Source organism: Kribbella yunnanensis (assembly GCF_039529655.1).
GTDB lineage: Bacteria > Actinomycetota > Actinomycetes > Propionibacteriales > Kribbellaceae > Kribbella > Kribbella yunnanensis.
In genome coordinates this window covers 173563-191798 of sequence record NZ_BAAANF010000009.1, presented here as the reverse complement: position 1 = coordinate 191798, position 18236 = coordinate 173563, and the positions used below count along the sequence as shown (strand labels likewise).

Here is an 18236-nt window from a genome sequence, read left to right as displayed (position 1 = left end):
TCCGGGTGCTCCGCCAACCGGTGGGCTGGGCAATGCGCCGGTCGCGGGTGGACTGGGTACTCCCCCGGTTTCGTCGGGTGGATCGGATGACGTGTTGATGGGGCAGTCGCCTGCGCCTGCGCCGCCACCACCTCCGCCACCGCGCTCCCCCGCGCAGGGGTCGCCGGTGGGTCAGGCTCCGGGGTATGCGCCGCAGGGCGGATCACAGCCGGGACCGCAGTTCGCGCAGCACCCCGGGCAGGGCGCGCAACCGCCTGCACGTCCGTACGGCGACCAGTCCGCACCCTCCGGCCCACCGGCACAGCCGGCACAGCCGGGTCACCCCGTGCAGGCAGGTCAACCGGGGCAGCCCCGTCAGCCAGCACGGCCGGGAGACTCCGGAAACCCAGTGCAGCCGGCGCCGCCACAGGTGCCAGGTCAGCCTGGACAGCCGGTGCAAGCGGCTCAGCCAGTGCAGCCGGGACAACCCGGTCAGCGGGTGCAGGCGGGTCAGCCTGGGCTGCCGGGACAGCCCGGACAGTTGGGTCAGCCAGTGCAGGCAGGTCAGCACGTGCAGCCCGGTGAGTCCGCACACCCAATGCAAGCGGGTCAGGCGAATCAGGCGGGTCAGCGTGGGCTGCCGCCGGGGCAGGAAGGGTTTGGGCCGCGGCCTGGGCAGATGACGGCTGGGCCGCATGGCCGACCGCCTGTGCATGGGGCGGCCTCGGCACCGGCTGGGCCGGCGGGTCCCCAGGGTCCGCAGGGCGGGCAGGGAGGTGTGCCGCAGGGCAACGGGTCAGGTGGACCGCAGGGTCAGCGGTCGGGCTCTCAGCCTGCGGTGGGCCCGACGTGGTCGCAGGCTGGGCCGGCGGGTCCCCAGGTACCGCAGGGCGGGCAGGGTGTTCCGCAAGGCAACGGACCGGGTGGGCCGGCAGGTCCGCACGGGAACGAGCCAGGCGGGTTGCCGGGTCAGCGGGCGGGCACTCAGGCCGGAGTTGGGTCTGCTGGACCGCAGGGTGGGCCGGCAGGTCCGCAGGGCGCGCAGTGGGGTGTTCCGCAGGGCAACGGGCCAGGTGGGCCGCAAGGGCAGCGGCCGGGCAATCAGCCTGGCGGTGTGCCGGGTGGGCCGCAGGGCGGGCTGGCTGGATCACAAGGCGGGCCGAGTGGGCCGCAGGGCGCGCCGGCTGGATCACAAGGCGGGCCGAGTGGGCCGCAGGGCGCGCCGGCTGGATCACAAGGTGGGCCGAGTGGGGCTCAGGGTGGGCCGAGTGGTCCTCAGCAGGGTGGGCCGAGTGGGGCTCAGGGTGGGCCAGTGCAGTACGGGCCTCGGGCTGGGCAGGCGGGTGCGCCGGGTGGGCTGCCGTCGTACGCGCAGCAGGCTCAGCCGGCGTCTGCGCAGCAGGTTGGGCGGCCCTCGGCTGCACAGCAGGGTGGGCAGAGGGCTGGTGGGCCGGGCGCTGGGTCCGGTGGCGAGCAGGCTGGTGGGGTGGCGCAGCAGGCTGGTGGGGCTGGGACGGGAAGTAAGCGGGTTGGGGTGCCTGAGGCTGAGGGGTATGGGGTGGTTTTGAGGCCTGGTGGGGATTCGGGGGCTCGGGCTCGGTTGGTTGGGGCTTTGGTTTTGGTGGTGGCTGCTTTGACGGCTACTGCGTTGAGCGTCGGGTGGATCTGGACTCGGGCTGATGCGGTTCAACCCGTCTCGTTGCCTTCGGGGAATCCGGGGTTTCGGACGGTTAGTCCTTCGGTCAAACCTTCGGAGACGCCGCCGCCTCGGGGAGAGGTGTTGGGGGCGTTGATCGTTGCTGCCAACAAGGACACGATGCCGATCATGGGGTCGGCGTGGACGAACACCGGCGAGCGGTCGGGGCAGTACGGCGGGGCTGCGATCTGGCTGACCGTGCACGAGAACTACAACAAGGAAGCCGACTGGGGGAACTACGTCTCGTTCGGTCAGCTGACGCCGACGTTCAAGGTGACCAGTACGCCGGCCGGGTTGAAGGCGGCCGCCACCCAAGCCGGGTCGCGGGCGATCATCGGGCTGTACGGCGAGGGCGCGAAGATCTCCGGTACGACGCACAAGGCGATCACCGTGGATGGGCACAAGGGGCACGAGATCACCACGCGGGTGGCGGTCAAGGCGCCGAAGCTGAAGGAGACGTTCTCGACTGTGCTGATCGCGGTCGTCGACCGCGGGGACGGTACGGCGGCGGTGTCGATCGGGGACATCGCAGGGACGACGCCGACGTGGATTCAGGTGTGGCGGACGAAGGTCAGCGAGATCAAGATCAGCCGTTGAGAACCGGCGGGACGCGAGTCCCGCCGGCCAACAGCTAGCCGCGCACAGTCGCGCAGGCGGCGATCCAGCGGTCCAGGACGTCCTTGGCCGCGCCGGAGTCGATCGCCTCGGCGGCGAGGTCCATCCCGGCCCGGATCCGCGCGGTGATCGGGCCCTCGACCGGGGTGTAGGCGGCAAGCGCCGCCCCGGCGTTCAGCAGAACGACGTCGCGCACAGCGCCCGCTTCGCCTTCGAGCAGCGACCGGACGACCTTGGCGTTGTACGGCGCGTCCGCACCCTTCAGCGCATCCGCCGACACCGGCTCGATGCCGAGATCGCGCGGGTCGACCGTGAACGGCCCTTCCACCTCTCCGCCACCGACGTTCCACACCTGCGACGTCGTACGGGTGGTGAGTTCGTCCAGCCCGTCGTCGCCGTGGAAGACCAGCGCGTCGATCCCGCGCCGGGCCAGTACGCCGGCCATCAGCCCAGCAACGCGGGCATCGCCGACGCCGACCGCCTGGGCGGACGGGTCACCGGGGTTCGCCAGCGGCCCAAGGAAGTTGAAGGTCGTCGGTACACCGAGCTCCCGCCGCGGTACGGCGGCATGCCGCAGCGCGGGGTGGAATGCGGGCGCGAAGCAGAAGGTGATCCCGGCCTGCTCCCCCACCTCGGCGACCTGCGCTGCGGTGAGGTCCAGCGGAATCCCGAGCTCCTCCAGTACGTCGGCCGCTCCGCATGCCGAGGATGCGGCGCGGTTGCCGTGTTTGACGACCTTCGCACCGGCGCCGGCGGCAACGATCGCGGACATCGTGCTGATGTTGACGGTGTGGGCCTGGTCGCCGCCGGTACCGACGACGTCCAGGGTCCGGCCGGGGACCGAGATCCGGGTCGCGAAGTCGCGCATGGTCGTGACCAGGCCCTCGACCTCGGTGACTGTCTCGCCCTTGGCGCGGAGTGCGATGACGAAGCCGGCCAGCTGGGCCGGGGACGCGGCGCCGGACAGGATCTGCTCCATCGCCCACGCAGTGGCGGTGACCTCGAGGTCCTCGCCGCGCAGCAGCGGGTTGAGGACCTGCGGCCAGGTGTAGGCGGCCATCGCCGGGATCAGGTGGTGGCGGGCAGCTTGGCGACCACGGCGCGGAGCAGGTCCGCGGTGACCTCGGCGAACCGGACCGGGTCGATCGGGTGCGAGACCGCGGCCTCGGCGCGCGACCAGGTGGCCAGCCAGGCGTCCTGCGGACGGCCGGTGATGACCAGGACCGGCGGGCAGTTGAAGATCTCGTCCTTCAGTTGCCGGGCGATCCCCATGCCACCGGCCGGCACTGCTTCGCCGTCCAGGATGGCCAGGTCGATCCCGCCCTTGTCCATGGTCTTGATCACGGCCGGCTCGGTCGCACACTCGACGTACTCGAGGGCAGGCAGATCGGCGGCCGGGCGCTTGCCCAGCGCGAGCCGGACGGACTCCCGCGTCGTACGGTCGTCGCTGTAGACGAGAACCTTCAGCGGACGCTCTGAGCTCATCGATTCATCCCAAGCTGTGAAAAAGGCGACTGGACAGCTGAATGCTACCGGGGTGTCTGTTCAGCCCGGCGCGCCTGTTCCTCCAACCGGTCCAGGCGGCGGTCCTCGCGGCGCGCCTCACGCTGCGAGTCGCGCACCCACTGGACGAACAGAACGCCGAAGAACACCAGCCCGACGATGTCGCCGGAACCCCACAGCAGGCCGCCGGCGATGAACTGGTCGTGTAGTGGCGAGGGCGGCCAGGAGCGTTCGAAACTCGTGTACCAGTCCTCGGCGATCAGCTTGTTCGCGGACATGATCGTGATCCCGAGGAACGCGTGGAACGGCAACGTGAGGAACGTCATGATCAGCCGGAACGGGTAGATCACCCGCCCCGGGACCGGATCGATGCCCAGCAGCGGCCAGAAGAACAGCGATCCGACCAGCACGAAGTGGAAATGCAGCAGGTCGTGCAGCGCGGTCGAGCGCAGCGTGGCGTCGTAGATGCCGCTGAAATAGAGCACCCAGGGGCTCAGGACGAACAGCGTGAAGCCGATCAGCGGGAAGCAGGCGACCTTCGCGATCCGCGAATGCAACACGGAGAGCAACCATTTCCGGGGCCGCTGGGGCAGCGTCCGCAGCGCCAGCGTGACCGGCGCGCCGAGCGCCATCATCAGCGGCGTCAGCATCGACAGGACCATGTGCTGAGCCATGTGCACGCTCAGCAGCACCGTGTCGTAAGTGCCCAGCGCCGATTGGGTCGCGATCACCGCGCTGCCCAGCCCCAGTCCGACGAACGCGACGGTCCGCCCGACGGGCCATTTGTCACCGCGTTTGCGGAGCTGGCGGACGCCGTACAGGTAGAGCGCACCGGCCGCGATGATCACGGCGAGTAACACCGGTTCGAAGGTCCAGGCCGTCAGCAACCGCAGGGGTGTGAACGGCGCGATCTGGTCACCGGGCCCGGCGTGGAGAGGAAGCACCTTTCAACAGTAGTGCGACATGCATGGGGGTGGTCGTAGTACTTCCGGGGTGGACCGACATAATGACGGCGTGGCCACTGCAACTGCGCTCCCAGCGTCTCGTGAACACGGACACCACGACCGTCCCAGCATGGTCAGTGTCGGCACGATCGTCTGGCTAGCGAGCGAACTGATGTTCTTCGCCGCTCTGTTCGCGGCGTACTTCACGATCCGGTCGGTGACGACCGCGACCGCGGCGCCCGGGACGGAGACGCTCTGGGACGCGTCGACGGAGATGCTGAACATCCCGTTCGCGCTGACCAACACGCTGATCCTGGTGCTCTCCTCGGTGACGTGCCAGTTCGGCGTCTTCGCGGCCGAGCACGGCCGGGTCGGCCGGGTCGGCTCCGCGGCGAACTTCCTCAAGTGGGGGATGCGTGAGTGGTTCATCCTCACGTACCTGATGGGCGCGGTCTTCATCGCCGGCCAGGTGACGGAGTACGCCACGCTGATCCACGAGGGCATCACGATCTCGTCCTCGCCGTACGGGTCGGTGTTCTACCTGACCACCGGCTTCCACGGCCTGCACGTGACCGGCGGCCTGATCGCCTTCGTGTTCGTCCTGGCCAGGACCTACATGACCCGCAAGTTCACCCACGAACAGGCCGTCTCGGCGATCGTCGTGTCGTACTACTGGCACTTCGTCGACGTGGTCTGGATCGCCCTGTTCGCGACCATCTACCTGCTCAAATGAGTGAGAAGAGAACCTCCTTGTCACCGGCGCGCTTTCTCTCCGCGCGACGACGGCACCGGTCCGCCGGCCTCGTCGTGCTCCTGTTCGGCCTCCTGGCAGTGGGCTCGGCGTACGCCGCGTTTGCCCCTGGCAGCGCGGTGGCCGACAACTCGGCCCAGTCCCAGCAGATCGAAGAGGGCAAGAAGCTCTTCGCGGTCGGCTGCTCCAGCTGTCACGGCCTGAACGCCGAAGGCAGCGGGAACGGCGAGGGCAAGATGGCCGGCCCGTCGCTGATCGGTGTCGGTGCGGCCGCGGTCGACTTCCAGGTCGGCACCGGCCGGATGCCCGCGATGCAGCCGGGCGCCCAGGTCCCGCGGAAGACTCCCACCTACACGCCGGAGGAGATCGAGGCCCTGGCCGCGTACGTCGCCTCGCTGTCCCCGGGCCCGGCCGTTCCGGCGACCGACGCGTACGACATCAGCAAGGCCACCGACGAGCAGGTCACCCGTGGTGGCGAGCTCTTCCGGACCAACTGCACGGCCTGCCACAACTTCGCCGGCAAGGGTGGCGCGCTGCCCAACGGCAAGTACGCGCCGTCGCTGATGAACGTCGACCCGAAGCACATCTACGAGGCGATGCTGACCGGTCCGCAGCAGATGCCGGTCTTCTCCGACCAGGTGATGCTGCCGGAGGACAAGCGCGACATCATCGCGTACCTGCACGCGCTGCAGGAGCAGAAGGACCCGGGTGGCTTCGGTCTCGGCCGGCTCGGCCCGGTCTCCGAGGGTCTGTGGGGCTGGCTGGTCGGTATCGGCCTGCTGGTCGTGGTGGCGGTCTGGATCGGCGCCAAGGGCGTGAAGGCCAAGGGCCCCGGCGCAGCACACAAGGCTGAGGGGGCGAGCGCCGAATGAGTGACAAGAACCTGCCTGTGAAGGCGGACGACGAGCACCACGGCACGGTCGAGGTGGCCGAGCCGATCGCGGATCCGGGTCTGGAGCCGCACGAGTACCGGATCACCGATATCGACCCGAAGGCCGCCGACCGGGCGGAGCGTCAGGTCGCGACGATGTTCACGCTGGCCGGCCTGCTGGCCCTCGGCGCCTGCGTCGCGTACTTCGCGATCCCGCGGGACGCGATCCTCGAGTTCGGTCCGCTGTCCGGTAACGCGAACAACATGACGCTGGGCCTGTGCCTGGGCGTCGGGCTGTTCCTGATCGGCGCCGGGGCGATCCAGTGGGCCAAGCAGCTGATGGTCGACACCGAGATCGTCGAGCTGCGGCACGACGCCAACTCGTCGCCGGAGCAGAAGGCCGACATCATCGAGGGCTTCAAGGAGGGTGCGGCCGAGTCCGGCTTCGGCCGGCGCAAGCTGATCCGCCGCTCGCTGCTCGGTGCGATGGGCCTGCTCGGTCTGCCGGCCATCGTGCTGCTGCGTGACCTCGGTCCGCTGCCGGGCCGCAGCCTGTACAACACCATCTGGGCCAAGGGCATCCGGGTCGTCAACGACGTCACCGACCGCCCGATCAAGCCGTCCGACCTGGTCGTCGGCCAGCTGGTCAACGCGCAGCCGGCCAACCTCACTCCGCTGCAGGAGGAGAGCGCGGTCGAGTACCAGAACGCCAAGGCGAAGGCCGCGGTGATCGTGGTCCGGATCGAGCCGAACAAGATCCGCACCAAGCCCGGTCGGGAGAACTGGGGTATCGACGGCATCCTGTGCTACTCCAAGATCTGCACCCACGTGGGCTGCCCGATCTCCCTGTACGAGCAGACCACGCACCACGTGCTCTGCCCGTGCCACCAGTCGACGTTCGACCTGGCCGACGGCGCGAAGGTGATCTTCGGGCCTGCTGCCCGGCCGCTGCCTCAGCTACCGTTGGCAGTGGACGCAGAGGGCTACCTGGTCGCGCAGAGCGGCTTCACCGAGCCGGTCGGCCCGAGCTTCTGGGAACGAGGGTGACACCAGTGTCAGACACGAAAGAAAAGCCTGCCGCGACGGCGGAGTTTCCGCCGCCGGTCAAGTGGGTCGACGACCGCCTGGGGATCGGCAAGATCGGCCGGAAGAACCTGCGCAAGGTCTTCCCGGACCACTGGTCGTTCATGCTCGGCGAGATCGCGCTGTACAGCTTCATCATCCTGATCCTCACCGGCATCTTCCTGACCTTCTGGTTCAAGCCGTCGATGGCCGAGGTCGAGTACCAGGGTTCGTACAGCCTGCTCAAGGGCCTGCACATGTCCGAGGCCTACGCGTCGACGCTGGACATCTCGTTCGACGTCCGCGGCGGTCTGCTGATGCGGCAGATCCACCACTGGGCGGCGGTGCTGTTCATCGCCGCGATGATGGTGCACCTGCTCCGGATCTTCTTCACCGGCGCGTTCCGCAAGCCGCGTGAGCTGAACTGGGTGATCGGCTTCGGGATGCTGTTCCTCGGCATCATCGAGGGCTTCATCGGCTACGGCCTCCCCGACGACCTGCTGTCGGGCACCGGGCTGCGCATCACCCAGGGCATGATCCAGGCGTCCCCGATCATCGGGACCTACCTGAGCTTCTTCATCTTCGGCGGCGAGTTCCCGGGTGACGAGTTCGTGTCCCGGTTCTTCACCGTGCACGTGCTGCTGATCCCGGGGTTGATCCTGGCCCTGGTCACGGCGCACCTGTTCCTGGTCGTGTACCACAAGCACACCCAGTACGCCGGTCCCGGGCGGACCGAGAAGAACGTCGTCGGCTACCCGCTGATGCCGGTCTACATGGCCAAGGCCGGCGGCTTCTTCTTCGTCGTGTTCGGCATCACCGCGCTGATGGGCGCGCTGCTGCAGATCAACCCGGTCTGGCTGTACGGGCCGTACAACCCCGCCGAGGTGACGGCCGGCTCACAGCCGGACTGGTACATGGGCTGGCTGGAAGGCTCGGTCCGCATCATGCCGGGCTTCGAGTCCCATTTCTGGGGCGTCACGCTCAGCTGGAACCTGCTGATACCGGCGCTGCTGATACCACCTGCCTTCGTCACGCTGGTCGCGCTGTATCCGTTCATCGAGAGCTGGATCACCGGCGACAAGCGGGAGCACCACCTGCTGGACCGGCCGCGCAACGTGCCGACCCGGACCGGTATCGGTGCCGCCTTCATCACCTTCTACGGCCTGCTGTGGATCGGTGGCGGTAACGACCTGGTGGCGACCCACTTCGACGTGTCGCTGAACAAGGTGACCTGGTTCCTGCGGGTCGCGGTGTTCCTCGGTCCGGTGCTCGCCTTCTGGGTGACGCGGCGGATCGCGATCTCGCTGCAGCGCGCCGACCAGGAGCGGCTGTTGCACGGTCTGGAGTCGGGCATTATCGTCCGCTCCCCCGACGGCGGTTACTCGGAGCGGCACACGCCGATCTCGAACTTCGAGGCCTACGAGCTCACCGCGCACGACCGGCTCGTCCCGTACGAGGTGGGTCCGGAGACTGACGACAACGGGGTTCGCGCTCCGCGCCGGGCACTGAACAAGGTGCGCGCCAAGCTGAGCCGCTTCTACTACGCGGACGCGGTGCAGAAGCCGACCGCGGCGGAGATCGAGGACGCGCACTCGCACGGTCACGACGACGACGTGCACGAGCTGACCGAGACGGACGCCTTCCACGAGGTCACGCCCGACAAGCACTGACGCAGTACCGAGAACGCCCCTGGCTGAGGCCGGGGGCGTTTTTCGTTGTGGTCTAACTGCTTGCGCGCGTCTTCGGTATGTCGAAAACTTCTTCCATGCCGCCCGAACTGTCTCGACGACGCGCCCTCCAACTGGCCGGTGCTGCGACTGCTGCCGGTCTGACATCCACCAGCACAGCAGCCAGTACGGCGGCCGCCGCGCCTGCCGCAGCTGCCCACGCCCAGCAGGCTCAGGCGGCGGGTGTGTTCGGCGAACCAAATGTCCAGGAGGCCCTGCGGTGGTGGGCCCCACAGCGGGGTGTCTGGACCCCGGTCGGGTGGAAATCGCACCTGTTCCGGTTCGACATGTTCTACAACGGCACCATGGTGTGCCAGCCGGCGGTGGCGCTGCCGGTCGGTCACCCCAAGCCGTACCTGGACGCCTACGTCAACAAGGACTTCCAGGTGACCCCCGTGATGCCGGACCGCGGGGTCATCCCGCCGATGCCGACCGGGCGCTACTACCTGTACAAGGGTGACTTCGGAGTCGGCATCCAGGGCTGGCAGCAGGACAAGCACACGCCGGTGCTGTGGACCGAGCACCGGCGGCAGGAGGGCGTCGTACTGCGTCAGTCGGTGTTCGCGCATCTCCGCGGTGCTCCTGACGTCCAGACTGCGCTGGAGCCGATCTACGCATGGACGCGGTTCTCGATCGAGCAGGTGAGTGAGGTGCGGCCGCCGGCGTCGTTCTCCTTCGTTCTGCGGCTCAGCAAGGCATACATCAAGCACCGGATCGATCCGCCGCAGCAGCAGGACGCCTTCGTCACCATGGAGGTCATCCCGGCAACGGCTCCACTCGACACCACTCTGAAGATCGAGCAGGTCTTCAACCCCGGACCGGAGCCTGTGCCCGCCCGGGTCTTCGACGGCGCCGGACTGGTCCGGATGGCCGTCAGCGTGCCCGGCGCGACCACGCTGACCGGCGCCAACGGGGTGTACGACCTCACGGTGAACATCCAGGCTCGCAAGGGCGCGTACGTCGACGTACTGGTGCCGATGCTCCCCCAGCCGCGCGCTGAGATCGACGCTGAGCTAGCCCTCGGGTACGCCGGTGCTCTCGCGCAGGCGGAGACGTATTGGGCCAGGAAGCCGGCCACCGCCGCGTCCGTCAGCACGCCGGAGCCGTATGTCGACCAGTTCTTCCGTCGCAGCGTGCAGTTGGCCGAGATCATCGGCGAGAAGAGCCCGGACACCGGCAAGCACACCTTCCTGTCCGGCTCCTACGGCTACGACATGCTGTGGAGTACGCCGACCTCGATGGTCAGCCACATGTTCCTGGACCTCCTCGGCTACCACGACGTGGTGGCGTCGCATCTGGAGCTCTATCTGGCGGTCCAGGGTACGGTGGAGCCGCCGGGTGACGACTACAAGCAGTTCTCCCGTGACGGCTTCTTTGCCACCCCAGCGCAGCTGCAGCCGTTCCACTGGCTCAGCGACCACGGCGCGATCCTGGAGGCTGCGGCCAGGCACGTGCTACTCAGCGGAGACCAGGCCTTCCTGAACCGCTGGCTGACTCCGATCGTGAAGGCCTGCGAGTTCATCCAGCGGGCGTGTCAGTACCAGGGGCATGCGGCGGTGAAGGGGCTGATGCCACCGGGCAAGGCGAACGACACCGCCCAGGTCCAGCAGGCGATCTCGAGTCAGGCCTGGATCCACCGTGGTCTGCGGACCGCAGTACAGCTGCTGCAGCGGATCTCGCACCCGCGGGCGAACGAGTTCGCGCAGCTCGCCGACTCCTTCCGGACCATCTACGCGAACACACTTCGCCAGGAGGCGACGACTGCGCCGCGGTGGACCGATCCGAGCGGCGTCAAGCATCCGATCCTGCCCAGCAAGTTCTACGGCAACGAGAGCGCCTGGCCGGACCTGGAGGCGTTCGACGGTGGCGCCCTGATGTCGGTGTACGCCGATCTGCTCCCTGCCGACGATCCGCTGATGACGTCGTTCGTCGAGTTCTTCCGGGTCGGCCCCAACGTGGCCAACTTCGACCCCGCACACCACACCGCGCTCGACCGGGTCGTCCTGGACCACGAGCAGAGCAGCGGTGAGCCCTGCTACAGCTGGAACCTCTTCCACAGCTGGCAGCGAGGCGACCGCGCACACTTCCTCGAAGGGCTGTACGGGCTGCTCACCGGCGCGATCTCGCCGGACACGTTCATCTCCGGCGAGCACCGGCACGGCATGTACGGGACGCTCTTCACCCAGCCGCTGATCACCTGGGCCGCCCGGCACGCGGTGATCGACGACGCGGTGACTCTTGGTGAGCTGCACCTGCTGCGGCTCTGCCCGCTCGCCTGGATTTCGAAGGACTCCGAGACGGTGTTCGACAAGATGCCCACGCTGTTCGGGCCTTTGTCGCTGCGTTTCCGGCTGTCCGCTGATGGCAAGACCCTGAACGTCACCCACTCCGCCCTGGCGCAAAGCCCGAGCAGGATTACGGTTCACCGGCCACCGGTCCCCGGACTGGAGCGGTTGGTCGTCAACGGAACGGAGGTCAACTGATGATCGACGTCACTGGCGACGGCAAGGCCGACATGGTGGTCCGCCGGAACGGCCGCCTCATCGTGTACCCGCACAACGGTCAGTCGGCGAGCAATCCGTGGACGACTTCCTACGACACCAACACGACGGGGTGGGACATCGCCCGGGTGATCTTCCTGGCCGACGCGACCGGCACCGGCAAGGCGGATCTGGTGATGGTCCGCAACGACCAGACCCTCCACGTGTATCCGCACAACGGGCTGAGCGGGAACGCGGCCGGCTGGAATTCGCCGTACGCGACCGGCCTCACCGGCTGGGACATCGCGGACTGGATCGGGATGGGTGACCTGACCGGTGACGGCAAGCCCGACCTGGTGAGCCGCCGCCGCGACGGCAGCATGTGGACCTACCCGCACAACGGCAAATCCGGTACGGCGGCCAACTGGACCGGACCGTTCAGTGTCGGGGTGAACTGGAACTCGGCCACCGCCCTGCTCGTCGGTGATGTCACCGGCGACGGACGTGCCGATCTGGTGGCCCGGGACGGGTCCGGGAACCTGACTGTCCATGTGACCGCGACAGGCGCTCAGATCGCCGCAGGGAGCGGCTGGGGGCTGGCCAATGTGATGTTGCTGCAGGACGTGACCGGGGACGGTCGGTTGGACATCACCGTCCGTGACAGCGATGGCGCCGCGTGGGTCTATCCTCACAGCGGCGCCACCACCAGCAATCCCTGGTCCCAGGGTCGCTACTCCGCCGGCGGCGGCTGGCAGGGAGCGAGCCTGATGGCCCTCTAGCTCAGTGCTGAGCCTTGCTTGTACTTCTCGTAGGGCAGGTTCCAGTCGGTCCAGCCGTTACCGGCGGTCATGTACCGCTTGGTGCCGGTCACCACGACGGGGTCGCCGCGCAGCGTCTGGTTGAAGAACCATTGACCGTTGGCCAGGCTCATCCCGACGCAGCCGTGGCTGACGTTGGCGCTGCCCTGGCTGCCGCTCGACCACGGGGCGCCGTGGATGAACTCACCGGAGCTCGTCACCCGCTGGGCCCACTTCACGTCGTGGATGTCGTAGTACTCCGGGTCGCCGGGCTGAATGCCGACGGTCCGGGCGTCCATCCGCTTGGTGGCGAACTTCTCCATGATCACCTTCACCCCGCTGCGGGTGGTGAAGCCGTCCTTGCCGGCGGTGATCGGGATGGTGCGGGCCAGCTTGCCGTTGATGGTCACCGTCATCGTGTGCTTCGCTACGTCGACCTTGCTGACCACCGACTTGCCGATCGCGAACTTGATCTCGCGGCTGGCGGCACCCCAGGTGCCGTTGCCGGCGTTCACCCCGGCGGTCTTGATCAGCACCGTGACCTTGGTGCCGGCCGGCCAGTAGGCCTTCGGCCGGTAGTTGACCTGCTTGTTGTTCACCCAGTGCCAGCTGCCCTCGACCGGGACCGAGGTCTTGACCTCGAGCCGCTTCTCGACCGCGGCGCGGTCGGTGACCGGGTTGTTCCAGTAGATCTGGATCGGGAGCGCGACGCCGACGGTCTCGCCGTTCAGCGGGACGACCGAGGCCTTCAGGTTCCTGGTCGCCTTCAGGGTGGTGAAGCTCGAGGAGATCGGCACGTTCGCGCCGTCGGTGCCCTCGGCCGAGCCGGTCAGCGTGTACGTCGCTCCGGGCTTGACCCCGGGGCCGGCCGTCCACTGGGTCTTGTCGGCGTTCAGGGCGCCGTCGACGGTGTCACCGTCGTCGTCCTTGAGCGTGACCGACTTGATCGTGCCCACCGAGGTGGTCACGGTCACCGGCTTGTCCGGCGCGACCGCCTTGGCGCCGTTCGCCGGGACCACCGCGACATTGGCCGCGGCCGGGTTGTCCGACGGCGTCGCCGAGGTGCCGGGGGGCGTCGACACACCCGGCGTACTGCTGCTCTGGGTGCCACCGGGGCCCGGCTTGGCGCCGCCCTCGGTGTCGCTGCACGCGGTGCCGGCCAGCAGCATCGCCGCGATTCCCACCACGGCCAGGCCGTGTTTCCTGCTTACCATTCCCCAGTTCTCCCCTGTATCCGTCAACCGCCGCCCAGCGTAACCCGTCGTTCCTCAGACGCACGAAAACGCCGTCCGGTTGGCCCGGACGGCGTTCTCATGATGGTTTCAACTACTAGTGGGCGTGATCCCCGCGGTAGTACTCGAAGATGAAGCCCGACAGCGTGACGATCCCGATCGCGCACCCGGCGATGAACAGCCACCAGCCGAAGACCAGGCCGAGCACGACCACCGACAGCGTGAGGGCGCAGAACAGCGGCCACCACGAGTGCGGCGGGAAGAAGCCGAGCTCACCGGCCCCGTCCACGATCTCGGCTTCCTTGCGGTCCTCCGGACGGGCGTCCATCCGGCGGGCGGTGACGCTGAGGTAGAACGCGATCAGCAGCGACAGGAAGAACGTCATCACCAGTGCGGTGGTCCCGGTCGGGTCCTCCGACATCAGCCAGTAGATCGGCGTGACGACCAGTACGAACACGCTCAGGAGTCCGAAGACCCAGGCCTCGACCTTCACGCGCCGTCCTTCCCTTCGTTCTTCGCCGCGTTCTCCTCGAGCAGGGCCACGCGGCCCTGGTCCTCGCCGGCATCGAGCAGGTTGTCAGCTGCGGCCCGGTTGGCCGGGTACTCGGCGAGCGCCAGCTCCGGGTGGTGCAGGTCGAAGGCCGGGCTCTCGGACCGGATCCGCGGCAGCTTGTCGAAGTTGTGCCGCGGCGGCGGCGAACTGGTCGCCCACTCCATTGATCGGCCCCAGCCCCACGGGTCGTCGGTGTTGACCAGCGGTGCCTTGCGGGACTTGTAGACGTTGTAGAAGAACGGCAGCATCGACAGGCCGAGCACGAAGGCACCGACGCTGGAGACCTCGTTCAGCGTGGTGAAGCCCTCGTTCGCCCCGTACGACGCGTAGCGCCGCGGCATGCCCTCGACGCCCAGCCAGTGCTGCACCAGGAACGTCGTGTGGAAGCCGATGAACAGCAGCCAGAAGTGCAGCTTGCCGAGGCGTTCGTCGAGCATCCGGCCGGTCATCTTCGGCCACCAGAAGTAGAACCCGGCGAACATCGCGAACACCACCGTGCCGAAGACGACGTAGTGGAAGTGCGCGACCACGAAGTACGAGTCGGACAGCTGGTAGTCCAGCGCCGGCGAGGCCAGGATGATGCCGGTCAGGCCGCCGAACAGGAAGGTCGTCAGGAAGCCGATCGACCAGAGCATCGGGGTCTCGAACGAGACCGATCCGCCCCAGATCGTGCCGATCCAGTTGAAGAACTTCACCCCGGTCGGGACCGCGATCAAGAACGTCATGAACGAGAAGAACGGCAGGTTCACCGCTCCGGTGACGAACATGTGGTGGGCCCACACCGCCACCGAGAGGATGCCGATACCGAGCGTCGCGGCGACCAGGCCGATGTAGCCGAACAGCGGCTTGCGGCTGAAGACCGGCAGGATCTCGGTGATGATGCCGAAGAACGGCAGCGCGATGATGTAGACCTCTGGATGCCCGAAGAACCAGAACAGGTGTTGCCAGAGCAGTGGACCGCCGTTCCCGGCGTCGAAGACGTGAGCCCCCAAGGCTCGATCCGCCTCCAGCATCAGCAGCGCGCCGGCCAGGATCGGGAAGGCGATCAGGACCAGGATCGACGTCACCAGGATGTTCCAGGTGAACATCGACATCCGGAACATCGTCATCCCCGGGGCGCGCATGGTGATGATCGTGGTGACGAAGTTCACCGCACCGAGGATGGTGCCCAGACCGGCCATCCACAGACCCATGATCCACAGGTCACCGCCGATGCCCGGCGAACGGACCGCGTTCGACAGCGGGGCGTAGGCGAACCAGCCGAAGTCGGCGGCACCACCGGGGGTGAAGAAGCCGCTGATCGTGATCAGGCCGCCGAACAGGAACAGCCAGAAGCTGAACATGTTGAGCCGCGGGAACGCGACGTCGGGAGCACCGATCTGGACCGGCATGATCACGTTCGCGAAGCCGACGAACAGCGGCGTCGCGAAGAGCAGCAGCATGATCGTGCCGTGCATCGTGAAGAGCTGGTTGTAGACCTCTTCGTTCACGATCTGCAGACCCGGCTTGGCCAGCTCGGCCCGGATCAGCAGCGCCATCACGCCGCCGATCAGGAAGAACGCGAACGACGTGATCAGGTACAGGTGACCGATCAGCTTGTGATCGGTCGTCGTCATCCACTTGACCGCGATCTGGCCCTTGCTACGCCGCCGCGGCAGTGCCGCACTCGTCCCGATGGCGCCGGAGCGCTCGGCGAAGTCGGTCATTTCCCGCCCTCCTGCTCACCGTGACCAGGAATGGTGGTCGCGTCCTTGCCGCCGACGGCGGCACCGGTCTGGCCGCGGTCGGCCAGTTCCTTGAGGTGCTGGTCGTACTCGGCGCGGGTGACCACCTTGACACTGAAGATCATCCGGCTGTGGTAGAGCCCGCAGAGCTCGGCGCACTTGCCGGCGAACGTACCGGTCTTGGTCGGCGTGACCTCGAACTTGTTGGTCCGGCCCGGGATCACGTCGAGCTTGAAGTAGAACGACGGGACCCAGAAGGAGTGGATGACGTCCGGCGAGGTCAGGTCGAAGTGCACCGACTCGTTCACCGGGAGCCACAGCTCGGCGGGCTTGTCGAGCGTTCCGGTCTCCCAGACGCCCTCCTGCCCGTTGACCTGCTCCTTGTAGTTGAAGGTCCACTGCCACTGCTGGCCGACCACGTTCACCGTGTGCTGGGGCGTGCCCGACATCCTGGTGATCTGGTTGCCGTGCTCGACGGTGTAGAAGAAGAGCACCCCGATGATCGCGAACGGGGCCAGCGTGTACAGCACCTCGAGCGGCAGGTTGTACCGCACCTGCTTGGGTGCCTCGTCGTTGCGCTTGCGGTAGCGCACCACGACGTACAGGATCAGGGCCCACACCGCGACGCCGATGATCAAGGCCGCGATCCACGCGCCGATCCAGAGACTGCGGACAGCCTCGGTCCGGTCCGAGGCGGCCTCGGGGAGACCGAGTCGTTTCCACTGCTCAGTGGTCTCCGACGAACAACCGGTCAGCAGCACGGTGCCGAGCACCGTTGCCGCCGCGGCCAGCAGCCGTCGTTTCGCCGGACGTGTGGCGCGGGCAGGACCTGCCATGCGCTCCTCCACTCCGGACGTGCCGTTCGAACCCACGGGGCGCCTTTCCCTTCCCAAGTGAGACTGACGACCAAACACTACTGGACACCAAACGCCGTCCTGCGCATAGGTAGGCCTTAGCGTTTCCCCTGTGGATGAGCGTGGGTACTTGGACGCTGCGTCGGCGGAGCCTCTGCATCCGGCCGCGCGGGAAATGTTGCTCTCGGCAGTGGATTCCGGGTGGGCCGATCCGGTCCGCCTGTACCACGAGGGACGGACGGCCCGGCTGCTGCTGGACAACGCCCGGGCGGTACTTGCCGAGGGCGTCGGAGTGCGCCCTGACGAGCTCTACCTGACTACCTCCGGTACGGCGGCCATCCGCACCGGACTGTCCGCCGTACTGGCTGCTCGGCGGCGGGTCGGGGCGGCTGTCATCCACAGCGCGGTGGAGCACTCCGCCGTACTGCATACGGCTGGTGACGCCGGTGTGGAGGTCGGGGTGGACCTGCTGGGCCGGGTGGACCTGGAGGCGTTTGCCGAGGCGGTCCGGCAGCCCGGGGTCGCGGTGGCGGTGCTGCAGTCGGCCAATCACGAGGTGGGTACCCGGCAACCTGTTGAGGCGGCAGCAGCGGCCTGTGGCGACGTACCGCTGTTGGTCGACGCAGCGGCGTCGCTCGGGCACGACGTCGTACCGGGTGGGTGGTCGGTGCTGACGGCGAGTGCGCACAAGTGGGGTGGTCCGGCCGGTGTCGGGCTGCTGGCGGTTCGGAAGGGCACCCGGATCGCTCCGGCCTGGCCGATGGACGAGCGGGAGGACGGCCTCTCCCCCGGGTTCCCTGACGTTCCCAACCTGCTGGCTGCGGCGGCCGCGCTGCAGGCCCGGCTGGCGGAGGCTGCGGAGCTGGACCGGCAGCACCGGGCCTGGATCGCGGAGATCCGGCAGCGGGTGGCCGCGGATGTTGCTGATGTCGAGGTGGTGGGTGATCCGGAGGACCGCCTGCCGCATGTGCTCATGTTCTCGTGTCTCTACGTGGACGGCGAGGCGTTGGTCACCGCACTGGACGCTTCGGGCTTCGCTGTTTCCAGTGGCTCCGCCTGTACGTCGAGTACGTTGCGACCGTCACATGTGTTGGCGGCGATGGGTGTGCTCACCCACGGCAATGTCCGGGTCTCGCTGGCGCGGACGACGACGTACGGCGAGGTCGACCGGTTCTGCAGGGTGCTGCCGGGGATCGTGGCGCGGATCCGGGCGGAGGTTGGGATGTGAACGTGGAGCTGGACTGCCGTGGGCTGCTCTGCCCACTACCGGTGATCAAACTGGCCAAGGCACTACCGACTGTCGCGGTGGGCGAGACCGTGACCGTGCTGGCCGATGACCCCGCTGCGGCGACAGATATCCCCGCGTGGTGCCGGATGCGGTCGCAGGAGCTGGTTTCGGCCGCCGAAAATGTGTATGTGGTCCGGCGGGTCAGCTGACACACTCCGCT

The 18236-nt window shown here is 67.8% G+C and carries 17 protein-coding genes; 9 read left to right on the top strand and 8 right to left on the bottom strand.

Annotated elements, in window-relative coordinates; genetic code table 11:
- Positions 1-202: 202 nt before the first annotated feature.
- Positions 203-676 (bottom strand): hypothetical protein, encoded by a 474-nt coding sequence (locus ABD231_RS14370; protein WP_344150581.1) that lies wholly within the window; start codon positions 674-676, stop codon positions 203-205.
- Positions 677-1768: 1092 nt separating this feature from the next.
- Here ABD231_RS14370 and ABD231_RS14365 point away from each other — a divergent pair.
- Complete coding sequence (locus ABD231_RS14365) at positions 1769-2272, top strand: hypothetical protein (protein ID WP_344150578.1); 504 nt, start codon at positions 1769-1771, stop codon at positions 2270-2272.
- A gap of 34 nt (positions 2273-2306) precedes the next feature.
- Here the strand turns inward: ABD231_RS14365 and trpD are convergent, their stop codons facing one another.
- The 3 genes from trpD to ABD231_RS14350 are packed head-to-tail and all read right to left on the bottom strand — an operon-like array spanning position 2307 to position 4737.
- Positions 2307-3350, bottom strand: a complete 1044-nt coding sequence (trpD, locus tag ABD231_RS14360; RefSeq protein WP_344150575.1) for an anthranilate phosphoribosyltransferase — start codon at positions 3348-3350, stop codon at positions 2307-2309.
- 8 nt (positions 3351-3358) lie between these two features.
- Positions 3359-3775 (bottom strand): Rv3143 family two-component system response regulator, encoded by a 417-nt coding sequence (locus ABD231_RS14355; protein ID WP_344150572.1) that lies wholly within the window; start codon positions 3773-3775, stop codon positions 3359-3361.
- 44 nt (positions 3776-3819) lie between these two features.
- Entirely contained in the window at positions 3820-4737 is a 918-nt protein-coding gene (locus ABD231_RS14350) for a cytochrome c oxidase assembly protein (RefSeq protein ID WP_344150569.1), read from the bottom strand.
- Positions 4738-4756: 19 nt separating this feature from the next.
- Here ABD231_RS14350 and ctaE point away from each other — a divergent pair, with 19 nt between their 5' ends.
- The 6 genes from ctaE (at position 4757) to ABD231_RS14320 (ending at position 12407) form a co-directional block, all read left to right on the top strand.
- A complete protein-coding gene (gene ctaE, locus ABD231_RS14345; RefSeq protein ID WP_486336020.1) occupies positions 4757-5470 on the top strand; it encodes an aa3-type cytochrome oxidase subunit III in 714 nt (237 codons plus the stop codon).
- On the top strand, positions 5467-6360 hold the full coding sequence (gene qcrC / locus ABD231_RS14340) for a cytochrome bc1 complex diheme cytochrome c subunit (RefSeq protein WP_344150563.1): 894 nt from the start codon (positions 5467-5469) through the stop codon (positions 6358-6360). Before ctaE ends, qcrC begins: the two co-directional genes overlap by 4 nt.
- Positions 6357-7406 (top strand): cytochrome bc1 complex Rieske iron-sulfur subunit, encoded by a 1050-nt coding sequence (qcrA, locus tag ABD231_RS14335; protein WP_344150560.1) that lies wholly within the window; start codon positions 6357-6359, stop codon positions 7404-7406. Before qcrC ends, qcrA begins: the two co-directional genes overlap by 4 nt.
- A gap of 5 nt (positions 7407-7411) precedes the next feature.
- Entirely contained in the window at positions 7412-9091 is a 1680-nt protein-coding gene (gene qcrB / locus ABD231_RS14330; RefSeq protein ID WP_344150557.1) for a cytochrome bc1 complex cytochrome b subunit, read from the top strand.
- A gap of 95 nt (positions 9092-9186) precedes the next feature.
- Positions 9187-11631, top strand: coding sequence for a hypothetical protein (locus ABD231_RS14325; RefSeq protein WP_344150554.1), 2445 nt, complete (start codon positions 9187-9189; stop codon positions 11629-11631).
- Positions 11631-12407: an FG-GAP repeat domain-containing protein gene (locus ABD231_RS14320; protein WP_344150551.1), complete on the top strand. Its 777-nt coding sequence runs from the start codon at positions 11631-11633 to the stop codon at positions 12405-12407. Before ABD231_RS14325 ends, ABD231_RS14320 begins: the two co-directional genes overlap by 1 nt.
- Here the strand turns inward: ABD231_RS14320 and ABD231_RS14315 are convergent.
- The 4 genes from ABD231_RS14315 to ctaC all read right to left on the bottom strand — a co-directional run bounded on the left by ABD231_RS14315 (position 12404) and on the right by ctaC (position 16770).
- Positions 12404-13639: a L,D-transpeptidase gene (locus ABD231_RS14315; RefSeq protein ID WP_344150548.1), complete on the bottom strand. Its 1236-nt coding sequence runs from the start codon at positions 13637-13639 to the stop codon at positions 12404-12406. The genes ABD231_RS14320 and ABD231_RS14315 overlap by 4 nt on opposite strands.
- Positions 13640-13754: 115 nt before the next feature.
- Positions 13755-14150, bottom strand: a complete 396-nt coding sequence (locus ABD231_RS14310) for a cytochrome c oxidase subunit 4 (RefSeq protein WP_344150545.1) — start codon at positions 14148-14150, stop codon at positions 13755-13757.
- Complete coding sequence (gene ctaD / locus ABD231_RS14305; protein WP_486336019.1) at positions 14147-15916, bottom strand: aa3-type cytochrome oxidase subunit I; 1770 nt, start codon at positions 15914-15916, stop codon at positions 14147-14149. Before ctaD ends, ABD231_RS14310 begins: the two co-directional genes overlap by 4 nt.
- A complete protein-coding gene (ctaC, locus tag ABD231_RS14300; RefSeq protein WP_344150542.1) occupies positions 15913-16770 on the bottom strand; it encodes an aa3-type cytochrome oxidase subunit II in 858 nt (285 codons plus the stop codon). Before ctaC ends, ctaD begins: the two co-directional genes overlap by 4 nt.
- Before the next feature lie 130 nt (positions 16771-16900).
- Between ctaC and ABD231_RS14295 the strand changes: the two genes are divergently transcribed.
- Positions 16901-18016 carry a cysteine desulfurase family protein gene (locus tag ABD231_RS14295; protein ID WP_344150539.1) on the top strand — a complete coding sequence of 372 codons (1116 nt, stop codon included), beginning with the start codon at positions 16901-16903 and terminating at the stop codon, positions 18014-18016.
- Entirely contained in the window at positions 18013-18225 is a 213-nt protein-coding gene (locus ABD231_RS14290) for a sulfurtransferase TusA family protein (RefSeq protein ID WP_344150536.1), read from the top strand. Before ABD231_RS14295 ends, ABD231_RS14290 begins: the two co-directional genes overlap by 4 nt.
- Positions 18226-18236: the final 11 nt, after the last annotated feature.